Genomic DNA, 14,204 nt, shown 5'->3' with positions numbered 1-14,204 from the left:
GCTCCCGTTCGGGTGAAGAACCTGATGAGCCGCCAACGTCCGGCCCTGCGCACGTCATGGTTCCACTGGGACAACCAGGACGGAACGGAAGGGAGCAGGGTTGTGCGTGCAAGGCGCATCGGAACGATCTTGAGCGCGGCGGCGCTCACCATGCTGACCATTCCCATGGATGCTCACGCCGCGGCGATCGCCTGCGGCGGTGGCGTTTCGACCGGCCGGGTGGCCGTCAACGGTTGCATCAGCGCCGAGCGTGGAAAGGAAGGCAAGGTCATCACCCGCGAGATCACGGCGCACGTCAAGCTGCGCAACTCGGGGCCGACGGCGGTCGACGTCTCCTACGAGGCGTTCTTCCGTGTCGTCTCCGGTGGTCACTGGGTGAAACTGGGCAGCGGTCGCACCTACGTCCCGGCACAGGAGACCGTCGGGCCCACTGAGGTGGGAAGTTCGACCCGACCGTGTGCACCCCTGAAGGTCGAGATTCGCGTACACGCACGTGTCGCCGGGGGCGTGTGGAGCGGCTGGTCTACCGCCGGCACGGCGCAGTGCCAGACTTGAGCGGCTGAGTCCTTCAGCGGGCGAGAGGCGCGTTCCGGGAAGCACAGGTCCCGCGTGACGGCAGGCCCCGCGGCGGCTGAAGGTACCCGTGCAGGTTCGAATCCGCCTCACGCAGCCGGGGCTTCGGGGTCGGTTTCCTCGGCGCGTACCCGCATCTCGGGAATGACGGCAGCAGCGCCCCTCGCGTACGGAGCCCAGCCGTCCTTGGTGGCCGGCACCTCCTGGCGTCAAGAACATCAGCGGGGACATCCGGGGTTACTCCGCCGGTGGGTGGGGCTCGGGCAGAAGCGGCGGCTGCCGCGCGCCCCGGGGCCGGTCGGGAGGCGGCCCTGACCGTGAAATCATGAGGTGTTCATGACGCGTGAGTCTCCGCGCGTCTCCCCGGCCCCACCAACCTCACAGGAGGAGCGCATGGCCAACCCGTACGAGGTGTCGCCACCGCCCGCTTCCAGACGTCGCTCGGGCGGAGGCCTCGCCGGCTTCCTGGTCCTGGCCCTGATCGTCGGCGGGATCTTCGGTCTCTCCAAGTGGCTCGGTGACGACAAGAAGCCCTCGTCGTCGGCCTCCGCCACCGCGTCCCCCTCCCCCAAGCACTCCATCGGTGACCCGGGCTCCGCCGAGTCGTCCTCGGACACGTCCAGTTCGTGGAAGGTCGGTGACTGCGGCGGACCAGACCCGGACAACAAGCCCGACGGGTACCGGCCGCAACGCTGTGGCGCGTCCGGCGCGACCTTCAAGGCGATCGACATCAAGGACGCCAGCATGATCCCTGGCACCATCCAGTGCCCGGCCGGCACCGACCTGATGATCCAGGTGAGCATCTCCTACAGCGGCAAGAAGGGCGGTGGCATTCCCACGAACACGGTGTGCGGCCGCAATCTGTCCGGCGACCACCCCGGCGACGCGGGCGCGGGCGGCGGCCAGCTGGTGAAGGGTGACTGCGTGACCTCGCAGGCCCAGGAAACCCCTTGTGCTACGGGGGGTTCGGACACGTACAAAGTGCTCGGCCTCGTCAAGGACGAGAAGGAGTGCCCGGCCGGCACCAGCGAACCCATGCAGCTCACCATCTCCATCGGTCATCCCTACGACGTGATCTGCGCCGGCAACTGAGGTCCCTGCGGTGAGGAGGGTGGCCGCGGCGCATGCACGCCTCGAGCGCGGCACGGCAGCCGCCACCCTGCCACCCCCCGCGGAGCCCGGGTCACACCCCTGCGCACAGAGCCCAACGCCCCCGCCCCACGGGGAGGCACCCCCGCACTCCTCCTGATCGACCACCCCGGCACGATCGCGGCGGCCGCCGACGATCCCGGCCCGCAGGCGCACGCCCTGAGCGACGCCTGACACCTCGCGGTGGCGACGTACCGCGGCGCACCGAGCGCCGGCGATCCGAGTACGCACCCCGAGGAACCCGGTGTTCCACGGCAGCGGGGTGCCGCGCGCCGGCAGCCACGAGTCGTACCACTCCTGGGTGAGCTCCGGCGTGCGCACGACGGCATCGGCGCAGGCACGAACGAATACGGTCGGGGCGCGTGCGGCCGACGACCGGGGCGATGCGGGCCGAGTGCCGCTGCAGCACCACAGGACGATGGTCTCGGGCATCCCAAGCCGTTGGTTGGCGGAAAACCATTACGCGAAAACGCCCGGCCGGGAAGTCCCTGCCGAGCGTTTTCGCGTGTCTGCTACCCGCCGGTCGCTTAGTACCAGTGGTTGGCCTGCCAGAAGTTCCAAGCGCCTACCGGGCTGCCGTAGCGGGAGTTCATGTAGTCCAGGCCCCACTTGATCTGGGTGGCCGGGTTCGTCTTCCAGTCGGACCCCGCAGAGGCCATCTTCGAGCCGGGCAGGGCCTGGACCAGACCGTACGCACCGGAAGAGGCGTTCGTCGCGGTGTGGTCCCAGCCGCTCTCGTGAGAAATGATCTTGTCGAAGGCCGCGAACTGCGCCGGGTCCTTGATCATCTGGTGCGCGATCGCCTTGGCGCTCGTCGGGGCCGCCTGAGCGGGAACGGTGGCGAGCATCGAGCCGGCGACTCCCAGCGCGACGATGCCACCGGCGAGGGTCTTCTTCGAAGCGGCGATGCGACGGATGACTGCGTTGGACACGGACGAACCTTCCGAAGGGAACAAGGACGGTCGCGGCATGCCGAAGACATGCGTGAGCCACTCACGCGGTGGAGAGGGGTTCGTCGGCGGCGGGTGGAGCACCCGTGCCGCCCGGCGACATCAACCAGTTAGCCAGGCTTGCCCGGACCTGGCAACGACCTCCGCTACTAGGCACTTTCATACCGACCGCAGCACGGCACCGGAGCCTCCGCTGGGAGGCGGTGCAGCCGCGGGCCCTCCCGGCAGAACAAGCGCCAGGAAGACCTACTACCCCGGCTCGTATGTGACGCGCCTCCTATGGGGCGTGTCACCCACAGCGCCAGCTGATATCACCCTGCGTGTCTACCTGAGCACCTCGCGTGGGCACTTACGCCTCAGATAGGGGCACAGGTTCGCGGGGAGAAGTCGGCCGCAACACGTCCGCTCGCCGTTGAAGGGCTGCCCCGCTGACCGCGCCGCGGGTGGTCACGTCCGCCTGTGTTTGGCGTCGCCGGACCCTCCGCCTCGCGCTCGGCAGCGCCGCTCTCGCCGCTCCCCCGGTCCTCCTCCTGTCCTGGTCGCCGGCCGCGGCCGTACCGGCCACGATCTGTCACCCCTGGCGGGGATCAGGCGGACAGTCGGGTGACGTCGTTGCGGTTGCCGCGGTCACGGTGGCGTGATCAGTGGGGGCGGTGGCCGAGGAGTTGGACCAGGCCGACCGGGAGGAACTCGGGGCGGTGGGGCTGCCCGACCTGGTACGGCACATAGCCCAGCGAGGCGGCAACCTCGACCTCTTCTGCCGTCTCCGCCTGGAAGACGAGCCGGCAGCGCCCTGACTCGGCCCTCGCGCGCTGCCAGAGAACGGGGGCCGGTTTGCGTTCCGCCTCGGTGCGCGGGGTGAAGATCCGGTCGCCGAAGTCCTCCCAGGCGAAGGGCGCAGAGTCCTTCCACACGGCGTCGACTTCCTTCCTCAGCCGGGCGGCACGCTCGGCGTCGGTCGTCCCCCAGGAAGGGGGAACGTTGGTGATCAGGCCGATCCTGATGCGGTGCTCGCGCAGGGCGCGCAGATAAGGGGCCGCTCCCGGCAGATATGTGATGCTGCCGTCGTCGGCGGTATGGACGAGGGTTTCGCCCAGGTCGAAGTACACGACGGGGCAAGCGGATTCACCAACCGTACCCTTGACGGAGCCCCTGCCCGCGACCGCGCCGACGCCCGTGGGCGCTGCCGCGGTCACCGTGGCACAGAGCACGGTCGACGCCAGGGCCGCACCCAGCGCGAGGCTCGCCCGGCCCAAACCTCTGGACACGCTTGTGCTCATGGTGTCGTAGCCCCTTCTCCTTGTGCACCGCGAGGGCGCACGGATGTCCGGTCCATGACATACAGGTGCCGCAGAGTCTCTCACACGGGTGGCTGGCACAGCGGCGACCATCCCCCGGCAGAACTCCGGCCCGAAGCCGGACGAACACGGCAGTGCGGAACCGGACCCGGCGGCATCAGGCCGGACGCGACCGTATCTGCCACCACGAACGGAGGTGCCCGGAGCCGTGGGGGCCCCGGGCACCTTTCAGGTCATGCGTGGTCGGCTGCTCAGAAGGTGAGCTTGAAGTCCGTGATGGTGCCGACGTCCGCGGCGCCCTTGTCCTGGACCTTCAGCTTCCAGGTGCCGTTGGCGGCCACGGCCGAGGCGTTGACGGTGTACGTCTTGTCGAGGTTCGCCGTGGAGTCCGAGGAGGAGCTCTGCAGGCGGTACGAGGTCCCGTTGGGAGCCACGAGGTCGATCTGGAGGTCACCGACGTAGGTGTGGGTGATCTTCACGCCGACCTTGAGGGTGCTCGGCGCATTGCCGGTGATCCCGGTGACGTTCACCGACGAGGTGACCGCGGGGCCCGGGGAGTCCGGGATGGCCACGCGGGTGGTGCTCTCGAAGACGTTCCCCGGGGTGGGGGTGCCGCCGTTCGAGCGGGTGCCCACGTTCACGGCGGCCCAGGCGTTGGTGACGTTGGTGACCTCGGCGCTGCCCGCCCCGTACAGCTCGGTGGCCGCGGCGATCGTGCCGTCGCGGGCGCCCTTGTAGTCGGTGCTGGAGTTGAACTTGCTGGTGAGCGCCTTGTACCAGATGAGCTGGGCCTTGTCCCGGCCGATGCCGGTGACGGGCAGGCCGTCGGAGGTCGGCGAGTTGTAGCTGACGCCGTTGACCGTCTTGGCGCCGGAGCCCTCGGAGGCCAGGTAGAACCAGTGGTTCGCCGGGCCCGAGGAGTAGTGGACGTCGAGGTTGCCGACGCCGGAGTACCAGGCGTCCGCCGACCCGCCGTCCTTGCTCGGCTTGTCCATGTAGCGCAGCGGGGTGCCGTCGCCGTTGATGTTGATCTGCTCACCGATGAGGTAGTTGCCCGGCGCGCTGGGGTTGTTGGCGTAGAACTCGACCGAGGTGCCCATGATGTCGGAGGTCGCCTCGTTCAGGCCGCCCGACTCGCCGCTGTAGTTGAGGCCCGCGGTGGCGGCGGTGACGCCGTGCGTCATCTCGTGGCCGGCGACGTCCAGCGAGGTGAGCGGGTCGTTGTTGGCCGTCCCGTCTCCGTACGTCATGCAGAAGCAGCCGTCGTCCCAGAAGGCGTTGACGTACGCGTTGCCGTAGTGGACGCGGGAGTAGGCGGCGACGCCGTCGCCGCGGATGCCCGAGCGGCCGAGGACGTTCTTGTAGAAGTCCCAGGTGACCCCGGCGCCGTAGGCGGCGTCGGCGCCCGCCGTGGCGGCGTTGGAGTTGGCGCCGTTGCCCCAGGTGTCGGTGGACTGGGTGAAGAGCGACCCCGTGCCGGACGTACCGCGGTTCAGGTTGTACGTCTTGTGACCGCCGCGGCCCGCGTCGTTGAGCGTGAAGCTCGAACCGGACTGCGAGGTGCCGAGGGTGATCTGGCCGCTGTAGTGGGTGTTGCCGACACCGGTTTCGATGCCCTGCCACTGGTGCAGCTTCGCACCCGTATGGGCATCGGTGATGACGTGGAGCTGGTTGGGGGTGCCATCGTCCTGGAGCCCGCCGATGACGGTCTCGTAGGCGAGGGTCGGCACGCCCTTGGCCATCCACACGACCTTGCGGGGTGCGACGTCGGCCTTGGCGGCCGTGGAGCCCACGGCCTTCGCGGCATCGAGGGCCTGCTTGGAGGCGGCCGTCGGGGCGTCGGCCGGGGCGGTGGTGGAGAGGCCCTGCAGCTGGCCGGCGGACGCCTTGGCCACGCTCGTGGTCGTGTTGGCCGCCGTACGGCTGACGACCAAGTCGCCGCCGAGGACCGGGAGTCCCTCGTACGTGCGCTCATACCGGGTGTGGGTGGTACCGTCCTGGTCCTTGACCACATCGTGGACGAGCAGCTTCTCCTGGGCGCCGAGGCCGAGCTCCTTGGCCGTGGTGGCCGCGGTGCTCTGGGCCTTGGCTATGAGCTCGGCGCGCTGGGACGGGGACAGCTGTGCGGGCAGCGCGCCCGGGTTGTGTACCGGCTGGCCCTTGGGGCTGGTGGCGTTCGCGCTTCCTTCGGGCTGCGCGCTGGCGTTGCCCGCCTGGACACCAACGGTGAGCAGGGCGGCTGCGGTGAGCAGGGTGGCCGTGGTGGTGGCATGACGGCGAGACGTGGACTTCACGCGGACTCCTTCTGCGTGTGGGGGGTTACCGGGTGGCTGGAAAGCAGCCGGCCGGGGCAGAGCGTTCGGAGCTGTTTCGTGCTGGGGATGGGGAGAGATTGCCAGCGATCTCGATCTTTGTCAGGAGCGCGTCATGAATAGGCCCAATCGTGTCCTGAATGCAACGTTCGACGTCCGCTGACCGGACACATCGGGGTGACGCAGGGCTGTCCGACCACCGACGTGGCATGTGGGGGATGACACCTACTGCGTGACGGACCGCCACCGTCGATCGGCCAACCCGAGCGGGAGTTCCCGGCTCCATCCGCCTGACCCGGAGCGCGGTCGCGGTCGCGGTCGCGGTCGCGGTGAGCGGAACGCGAGAACGGCCGGATCGGTATGGGGATGGCCCGTTCGTGCGTGACGCTGGTTGGACGGGCCACCATACTGACACCCGGTGTTTCCACGGGGGAGGCTGTAGCGCATGGGGCGGGGAGTGGACGGCGTGGACCTGCCGGGGCGTATTGGCGGGTACGCCGTGGAGCGGGAACTGGGCGCGGGCGGCATGGGGACGGTATACCTGGCGCGTTCCCGTGGCGGACGCAGGGTGGCGGTGAAGGTGGCCCGCCCCGAGCTGGCCGGTGATGCGCATTTCCGCGCGAGGTTCCGTGCCGAGGTCGAGGCTGCGCGGAAGGTGGGAGGGTTCCACACAGCGCCGGTCGTCGACGCCGATCCGGACGCGGCGGCACCTTGGCTGGCGACCGCCTACATAGCAGGGCCGACGCTGTCAGGGCTGCTCGCCGAGCAAGGGCCGATGGACGAACGGCAACTTCGGTCGCTGGCAGCCGCGTTGGCGGAAGCGTTGCAGGCCATTCATGCCTGTGGCCTGGTCCATCGTGACATGAAGCCGGGCAACATCATCATGGCGGAGGACGGCCCGCGCGTTCTCGATTTCGGCATCGCCCGGGCCCTGGAGTCGACCCGGATAACCTCCACCGGAGCGGCGTTCGGGACGCCCGGGTTCCTGGCCCCCGAGCAGGCACAGGGACGTGAAGTCGGCGGTGCGGCGGATGTGTTCGCGCTGGGGGCGGTACTGGTCGCCGCGGCGGGCGGTAGTGCGTTCGGGGCCGGCACGCCGATGGGGTTGATGTACCGGTCGGTATACGAACAGCCGGACTTGTCCGCCCTGCCGCAGGGCATGCGCCCCATTGTCGCCGAGTGCCTGGCCAAGGAGCCGGCACGACGGCCGACCCCCGAAAGGCTGTTGGACCTGTTCGCGCCGAACACGCCCCCGGTCCCGGCTCCGCACCCGCCGACCCTGCCCGTACCGGCTCGCCCGCCCGAGCCGACACCCGCACCCGCACCCGCAGCGGCAGCGGCAGCGGCAGCGGCAGCGGCTGTTGAGAAGACTGCCCCGGCGACAGCAGACGGCATGGAGAGCGCGGAGACCGTTGCCGCCGCCCGGCACACCGAGCCCGAAAGGAAAAGCACCGGGTTACCCACCCTCATGCTGGTCGGCGCCCTGCTCCTGGCCGGTGGCGTGAGCATCGGGGTGTACGAGCTCAACGGCCAGGGATCGCAAACCCCTTTTCCGGCAGCCAAGTACAAGCTCGACCCGCCCCAGGCACTGGTGGACGGTGCGTACAGCCGAGACCAAGTGCCTCTCGAGAAGAAGCTCGAAAACAATGTGAACCACAAGGACGCTTTCGGGGTCGAGGCTTACTACACCCAAACCCTGAAGGGCCGCACGTTCCGGCAAGTGAGCGTCTCCGGCACGTACGGCCGCCTCAAACACTTGGAACAGGAGGAGGAGCAAGCGGCGGAACGGGGCCTCCTATTGAAGTCCGTGATAGCAGAGCACGAGAAGGTCCTCGTACCGCGCAGGGAGATCCGCGTACCCGGCTCAGATGTCGTGTTCAGCTGCGAGACGGCCGCCGGTTACAACAGCAACGTGATCGTGTGCGTCTGGGCCGACAGCAACACCACCTGCAGTGTGACGTTCAGGCCCACCAACAGTACGGACTCCCAGCTCGACCTGGCGGCAGAGGAAACCCGCAAGATCCGCGAAGAAATGCAGGAGCCGGTTACCTGACCGTCGCCAAGTCCCAGTCCAGGTACGGTTGCTGCCGACGTCTCACCGACCCAGTGTGAGCATCGCCTCGGCGACCTTGCCGACCGCGAGAGGCACTCGCGCCAGCGGGGCGCGCAGTCGAGCCTGGAAAACACCAAGCCCATCTGATTGGCCATCTGGACCGGGGCTGCGGTGCCGGGCGTGCGGTCCCAGATGCGCGCAGCGATTGCCCGCGCGGCGACGGGATCGTCGCCGCGGATCTCCGCACCGGCGGCGGCGAACTCCGCGACCGCCTCACGGTCGGCCCAATCGGGCGTCGGAAGCGCGAACAGCCGGCTCATGGTCGCCCCGGTCATGGTCGGGGAGGTCCTCGTCGGGCGGCCCGGGGGCAACCGCGCGGGTACCGACCAGGGTGGGCGCCGAGAACGCGTCCGGATGGTCGAGCACGGCGACCTGGGCGACCATCCCGTGCCCACGCCGATCCCCGCGAGGTGTGTACGCTCCCCGCCGAGCGCCACGGCAAGGGCCGCCGCGTCGGCGGCGAGGTCCCGCAGGGTGTAGGCGGGCACCTGCGTGACCGTGGTCGTCGACTCCCCGCTGTCGCGCAGGTCGGTCGCCGAACGACTCGACGCCCAAGGCCGTCCCGTTGACGTTGACCTCGTCATCGCGTCCCCGCAAGAACGGCAGCTGCGTCGTGGTCGATGTCGAGACAGAGCTCTGCCGCACCGGTCTGCGCGACGCTCCACCCGTGAGCAGTACTGTCCCTGCGCCCGGCACGACGGGCGTGGGGTGCAGCGTCAGTGCGTCGGCCAGCCCGGCGTCGAGCGCCGAGCCGCATGGCGCCGCCGCCGATGGAGACGAAGTGGAGGTCCCTGCCGCTGCCCGGGGCGCCGCCATGGCTCGCTCGCGTACGAGCGGATCGGGCAGACCGGTGGTGACGAACTTCCAGCCGAGGGCGACGGCACCCGCACCAAGGACCGGACCGTCGTCCGGACCGGGATCTGGCCTGGTGACGATGCAGTCCACAGAGTACGAGGAGGCGGCGACGTTCCGAGTCATGCAGGGCAGAGCCGAACCGCCGCCCAAACTCATCGACCCCCGGCTGAAACGTCTGGCGAATGCGCACTCGGACAGTAGGCCGCGCCGGCACTCGCCCGTACCGCGATCGGGTCCGACGCAGTGAGGACGGGGCACCTGCCGGCGGCGCTGGACCTGCGTGCGCGTCCCGGAGCGGACCGCACCACCTCGTTTTGGTCCCGGGCGCACCGGCGTGCGTCCGCGCCGCGGTGGGGCGCGGACCGGTGGGGGCCGGCGCCCCGTGACGGCAGACCGGCGTGCTACTGCCGGCTGTCAGTCGGTGGACAGTGCCTGGAGGAGGTCGCCGACCTTGGGGTCCGGCAGGGCGCGGGCGACGTCGGCCTGGGCGACGATGCCCACCAGGCGGTGCCCGTCGATCACCGGCAGCCTGCGCACCTGGTGCGAGGTCATCGTTCGGAGGATCTCCTCGGCGTCGTCATCGGCTCCGATCGTGACCGCTTCACCCTGCGCGAGCTCACCAGCCTTGACCTGGCCGGGGTCCTTGCCCACGCCCAGGACCTTGACCACGATGTCGCGGTCGGTGAGCATCCCCTTGAGCTTGTCGTCAGTGCCGCAGATGGGCAACGCACCGACTCCCAGCCGTGTCATCTTCTTCGCCGCTTCCAGCACCGTCTCCTCGGCACCGACACACTCGGCGCCTTCGGTCATGATCTCGCGGGCCGTCGTCACTACGACACTCCTTGCCTCGGCGGTGCGACGCCGCCCGATGAGCGGCGCCGCGGGATGCAACCAGATGTGCCCCGAGACACGGACGCATAACACGACATGCCGCCCAGCCACCCCTTGGCGCAGCCAGGCAACCCCAATGCCGCCGGCCTGCCGTGCAGGGCTGACGAGACGCGCGGAACCTCGACGTCCGTCGCGGACCTGACCCATTGCACGCCACCGGGGCCAAAGCGCCCCGCCTGGCGTGCGTGGTGTCCCTGCGCCACCGGCAGGACCGGCGGGTTCCTCAGGGGCGCCGTTCCTCGTAGTGGATGTGGTGTCGGGCGGCGATGGGGTTGATCTTCTCGGGGTCCAGTTCCCCATCCGTCAGGACGGTCGGGCCGGCCTCGACCAGGTCCTCGACGTAGCACTCCCAGCCGCCCGGGGAAGAGATCTGCAGGACGCGCGGCGGCGGGTCGGAGGCGCGGCGCAGGGCGTGCGGGACGCCACGGGGCAGCAGGGCGAAGGTCCCTTGCGGCGCGGAGTGGGTGCGGTCGTCGAACTCGATGGCGAGGACTCCCTCAAGGACGTAGACGCACTCGTCGGCCCGGTGGTGGACGTGGCGCGGAATGTCCTTCGCCAGCGTCACTTCGAGGAGCGACAGCCGCCCCTCGGTGTCGGCCGTGGCGGCCTTGACGGCGAAGGCGGGTGGCAGCGGTACGCGGCCGGGCCGGACGGCACCCGGTTCAAGCAGGATGAAACGCTCCTCGTCCTCCGTCGCTCCGGCCTCGCGCCGGAACGCGGTGTTCACTCCCGGGTCCGGTGTCCGGGAGCTCGGGGTGCCGGGGGTGTGGGTCATGGTTGTGCTCCCTCGTGTCGGCCTGTTCGGCGGCTTCAACTCCCTGACGGACCGGCGGGCCGAGATGTGACGGGGTGCGCGGAGTTCCAGCGGACGAGGGTGGACACCGGGGCCGTGGTCGCCGCGGTGCCGACGAGAACTCGGGTTACAGGGCGACGGTACGGATCCGGCACCGGGCCACCGGCCAGGAGATCAAGCGCCTGACCGGACACACCCGTTCATGACCGCCCTGTTTGATCTCGTCGCGGATGACGCGTGGGCAGCCGGTCAACCGGCATGAGCCGTTGTCCGAGATCGGATGCGGCGGCCGGGGCGGCGGACCGTCACTGGCTGTGGGCCGTGGGGTGCAGTGGTTGGTACAGCGGGAGTTCGGCGCCGCTGGGGAGCCGGATCGCGGTCACTTTGCCCCAACGCTGTTCGCTGACCGGGCGGGTGATCGCGACGCCCCGGGCGCGGAACTCGTCAAGCTGGGAATCGAGGTCGTCGCACATCAGGAACAGTTCGTGCCGGGTCGGACCGTCGGCCGGGTGCACGGCCACCTCGGCCGGGGGCAGCTTGAAGATCAGCCAGCCGCCGCCCGCGTCGACGCCGGGAAGGTCGAGGACGTCACGGATGAAGGCACGGTCCGCCTCGGGGTCCTGACTGTAGAGAATGACATGTGCACCACTGATCATGGCCGGCCCTGCCCGTCGACGTGCTGGAGGTCGTGTCACCGGCATCCTGGCACGCGAGGTCCCGGGGAGTCCTCGACCCCATGCGTGACACGAGGAGGCCCCGTGGCCTCCGGGTGAACCGGAGGCCGCGGGGCCTGGTGGACGGCCGACTCGGCTGTGCGGGCATCACCGTGTGACGGGGACGGTCTGCCGGCCAGCTCAGGAAGCCCGGTCCGAGGGGAGCTGCTCCACGTCGTGAGCAAAGCCCTGGAGGAGGCGGAGGAAGTACTGAGCGAGGCTCGACAGCACCCTCGGTGGCGCTCCGCCCGCGGCAGCCCGGCGTGGGTCAGGCGAAGGTTCGGCGCAGATGTTCCGTCAGGCGTTCCGGTACGGCCGGGTGGAAGCGTCCGGAGACGTAGCCGTCCGGGCGGATCAGGAGGGCCTCGCCGTCACGCGGCGCATAGGCGTCGCGGAACTCGCCCGCCGCGTCGTGCACCCGCGGCAGGCGCAGGCGGACCGGGCCGGTGTCCCGCGGTACCTCTGCGGCGGTGATCACATAGGTGTCGAGCAGGCCGTGGGCGGCGCGATGCGCCTCGGCGGCGCAGGCTTCGAGCCGTGCGGCGCTGTCGCCCGAGGCGTGCTCCGGTCCCGCGAACAGCAGCAGCACGTGCCGGGGGGTGCGCAGCAGGTCGAACAGCCGCCGCGGGTAGCTGGCGAGGTCGCTCAGCAGGCCGCGGCAGTCCGGTGCCCGCTCGCCGGTGGCGGGACCGGCCGCGGGTGTGCCGTCCGCCGGCTTCGGCTGGATCAAGGGGCTGTCCGGGTAGGCGACCAGCAGCTGGGCCTGGCGCCGCAGCGTCGTCTCGGCGTCGTCCCCCTTGTTGCCGAGGCCGGAGCGGGCATGACCGGTGGTGCGGGCATGTCGGACGGTGCGGTCGACCACCTCCTGCGCGACCGGGTGGCGTTCCGCGTGATAGCTCTCCAGCACGTCGTCCGTGGCCACACCGCGCACGGCCAGGGCCAGCTTCCAGGCGAGGTTGTAGGCATCCTGTACGCCGGTGTTCAGCCCCTGACCGCCGATCGGCGGGTTGATGTGCGCGGCGTCCCCGGCGACGAAGAGGCGCCCATTCCGGTAGCGGTCCACCAGGCGGTGACTGACCCGGAAGGAGGACGACCAGCGCAGCCTGGAGGCGGTTGTCGGCTCCGGGGACAGCCGGTCGAGCACGGCCTGGATCTGGTCGATGTCCGGTCCGTGGCCGTCCCCCATCCCGTCCGGCGCGCTCCAGCCGTCTTCACCATCGCCGCCGGCGTGGGCGCCAGGGCGCAGCATAGACAGCCAATACCGCCGGACGCCCGGCATCGGAATGCAAATGAGCATGTCGGCCATCGCACCGTTCGCGTCCATGTTCACGGCACGCATGCTGTAGCCGGCGGGCAGCCCCCAGTCGAGCTCGACGTCACCGATCATGTACTGCTCGGGGAAGGCGTCGCCCTCGAAAGCCAGCCCGGCCGCCTTGCGGACCACGCTGTGCGCGCCGTCGCAGCCCACGACGTAGCGGGCGTGCAGACGCTCGGTCCGGCCGTCGGCGTGCGCGAGGACGGCCTCGACCTCGTCCGGGTGCGTCTGCACCGAGCGGAGCTCGGTCGGCCGCTCCACCTCCGTGCCGAAGCGTGCAAGATGCTCGACGAGCAGCCGCTCGGTCGCGTACTGGGGAAGCGTGGCGAAGGGGTAGGGGACCTCGGGCGGCAGGGTCAGCTCGACCTGGGGGCTCGGCTTGCCGTCGATGAAGACCATCTGGCCCCGGTGCGGCACCGCGTTGTCCAGCGCCCCGCGGGCCAGGCCCATGTCGTCCCACACCTCCAGCGTGCGCGGCTGGATGCCGATGGCCTTGGCATAGGGTTGCGGGCCGGCCAGCCGATCGACGATGCGGCAGTCCACTCCGTGGCGCCGCAGCTCGGCTGCCGCCGTCAGGCCCACCGGGCCCGCGCCCACCACGAGTACGTCGATATCGGCCATGATCAGGACCCCTCGTCATCCGGCTTGGCCCGTGAGCCAGTGTGTTTCACCAGGTTGCACCGACCCGCGAGGTTATGGCTCCGCGCCGCGCGGTAGCCGCTGATCAGCTGGTCCGGGCGGGTTAACGGGGGGTGATCGCTCACCTGGCGGCATGACCCTGCGTCCAAGAACGCGGCGTCGGCGCGACGCCCCTCCCTCGAGCGTCCTCCAGGCTGAACCACGCTTCACGCTGTCCACGGCGGGCAGCGTCGGATGTTGTCCGTGGGGGCTTCGGTTACCTCGGAAAGCTCCAGGTCGGCTGCGGTCAGGCGCGCAGGGCCGGCCGTGGCCCAGTGGAGGCCGGGGGGCAGTCGCGTCCCCCGGATCGGTCGGGCTGGATGGGCAGAGAACCGGGGCACCGGGCGGCCGGTTCTTCGGCTCGGCGTTTGGACTGGCCGTACGCGCGCATGGAGCGGGCAGCGAGGCCGTCCCCGGGGGACATCGAAAGCAGCTGAGGCGGAGGAGATCAGGGTGACGGGCACGCGGGCGTCGTCGGCGAATTCCAGGATCCTGCGGGTTCCAGGATCCTGCGGGCCCCCTCGGCGTTGACGTCCACACCCCTGAACCGCGCTGTGTGGCACC

Annotated in this window: 10 protein-coding genes; 3 read left to right on the top strand and 7 right to left on the bottom strand. The window is 70.1% G+C overall.

The annotated features are described in order from the left end of the window. Positions 1-12 precede the first annotated feature (12 nt). Together IE207_RS20670 and IE207_RS20665 are read left to right on the top strand one after the other, a co-directional pair. Positions 13-555, top strand: a complete 543-nt coding sequence (locus IE207_RS20670) for a hypothetical protein (protein WP_229873851.1) — start codon at positions 13-15, stop codon at positions 553-555. 411 nt (positions 556-966) lie between these two features. After that, a complete protein-coding gene (locus IE207_RS20665) occupies positions 967-1,665 on the top strand; it encodes a hypothetical protein (RefSeq protein ID WP_229873850.1) in 699 nt (232 codons plus the stop codon). Between the two features lie 584 nt (positions 1,666-2,249). Here the strand turns inward: IE207_RS20665 and IE207_RS20660 are convergent. From IE207_RS20660 to IE207_RS20650, 3 genes are all read right to left on the bottom strand, one after another. Beyond that, positions 2,250-2,654, bottom strand: a complete 405-nt coding sequence (locus IE207_RS20660) for an aggregation-promoting factor C-terminal-like domain-containing protein (RefSeq protein WP_190185746.1) — start codon at positions 2,652-2,654, stop codon at positions 2,250-2,252. Positions 2,655-3,313: 659 nt separating this feature from the next. Further along, positions 3,314-3,940, bottom strand: coding sequence for an HAD family hydrolase (locus tag IE207_RS20655; protein ID WP_229873849.1), 627 nt, complete (start codon positions 3,938-3,940; stop codon positions 3,314-3,316). A 281-nt stretch (positions 3,941-4,221) separates the two neighbouring features. Then, positions 4,222-6,264 carry a M4 family metallopeptidase gene (locus IE207_RS20650; RefSeq protein WP_190185744.1) on the bottom strand — a complete coding sequence of 681 codons (2,043 nt, stop codon included), beginning with the start codon at positions 6,262-6,264 and terminating at the stop codon, positions 4,222-4,224. A gap of 475 nt (positions 6,265-6,739) precedes the next feature. Between IE207_RS20650 and IE207_RS34130 the strand changes: the two genes are divergently transcribed. Further along, positions 6,740-8,335 (top strand): serine/threonine-protein kinase, encoded by a 1,596-nt coding sequence (locus IE207_RS34130; protein WP_373304737.1) that lies wholly within the window; start codon positions 6,740-6,742, stop codon positions 8,333-8,335. A 1,329-nt stretch (positions 8,336-9,664) separates the two neighbouring features. Here IE207_RS34130 and IE207_RS20640 read toward each other — a convergent pair. The 4 genes from IE207_RS20640 to IE207_RS20625 all read right to left on the bottom strand — a co-directional run bounded on the left by IE207_RS20640 (position 9,665) and on the right by IE207_RS20625 (position 13,583). Next, a complete protein-coding gene (locus IE207_RS20640) occupies positions 9,665-10,081 on the bottom strand; it encodes a CBS domain-containing protein (RefSeq protein ID WP_190185743.1) in 417 nt (138 codons plus the stop codon). Positions 10,082-10,364: 283 nt separating this feature from the next. Next, positions 10,365-10,916: a cupin domain-containing protein gene (locus IE207_RS20635; RefSeq protein WP_190185742.1), complete on the bottom strand. Its 552-nt coding sequence runs from the start codon at positions 10,914-10,916 to the stop codon at positions 10,365-10,367. Positions 10,917-11,239: 323 nt separating this feature from the next. Then, positions 11,240-11,590, bottom strand: coding sequence for a VOC family protein (locus tag IE207_RS20630; protein WP_190185741.1), 351 nt, complete (start codon positions 11,588-11,590; stop codon positions 11,240-11,242). A gap of 325 nt (positions 11,591-11,915) precedes the next feature. After that, entirely contained in the window at positions 11,916-13,583 is a 1,668-nt protein-coding gene (locus tag IE207_RS20625) for an FAD-dependent monooxygenase (RefSeq protein ID WP_190185740.1), read from the bottom strand. Between the last annotated feature and the right edge of the window lie 621 nt (positions 13,584-14,204).

The sequence above is a fragment of the Streptomyces cirratus genome (assembly GCF_014650775.1).
Classification (GTDB): domain Bacteria; phylum Actinomycetota; class Actinomycetes; order Streptomycetales; family Streptomycetaceae; genus Streptomyces; species Streptomyces cirratus.
This window is presented reverse-complemented; position numbering and strand designations above follow the sequence as displayed.

Excerpts from the sequence above, each read along its gene's own strand:
- IE207_RS20665 (WP_229873850.1), top strand. The coding sequence starts at position 967 with ATGGCCAACCCGTACGAGGTGTCGCCACCGCCCGCTTCCAGACGTCGC.
- IE207_RS20635 (WP_190185742.1), bottom strand. The coding sequence starts at position 10,916 with ATGACCCACACCCCCGGCACCCCGAGCTCCCGGACACCGGACCCGGGA.
- IE207_RS20630 (WP_190185741.1), bottom strand. The coding sequence starts at position 11,590 with ATGATCAGTGGTGCACATGTCATTCTCTACAGTCAGGACCCCGAGGCG.
- IE207_RS20625 (WP_190185740.1), bottom strand. The coding sequence starts at position 13,583 with ATGGCCGATATCGACGTACTCGTGGTGGGCGCGGGCCCGGTGGGCCTG.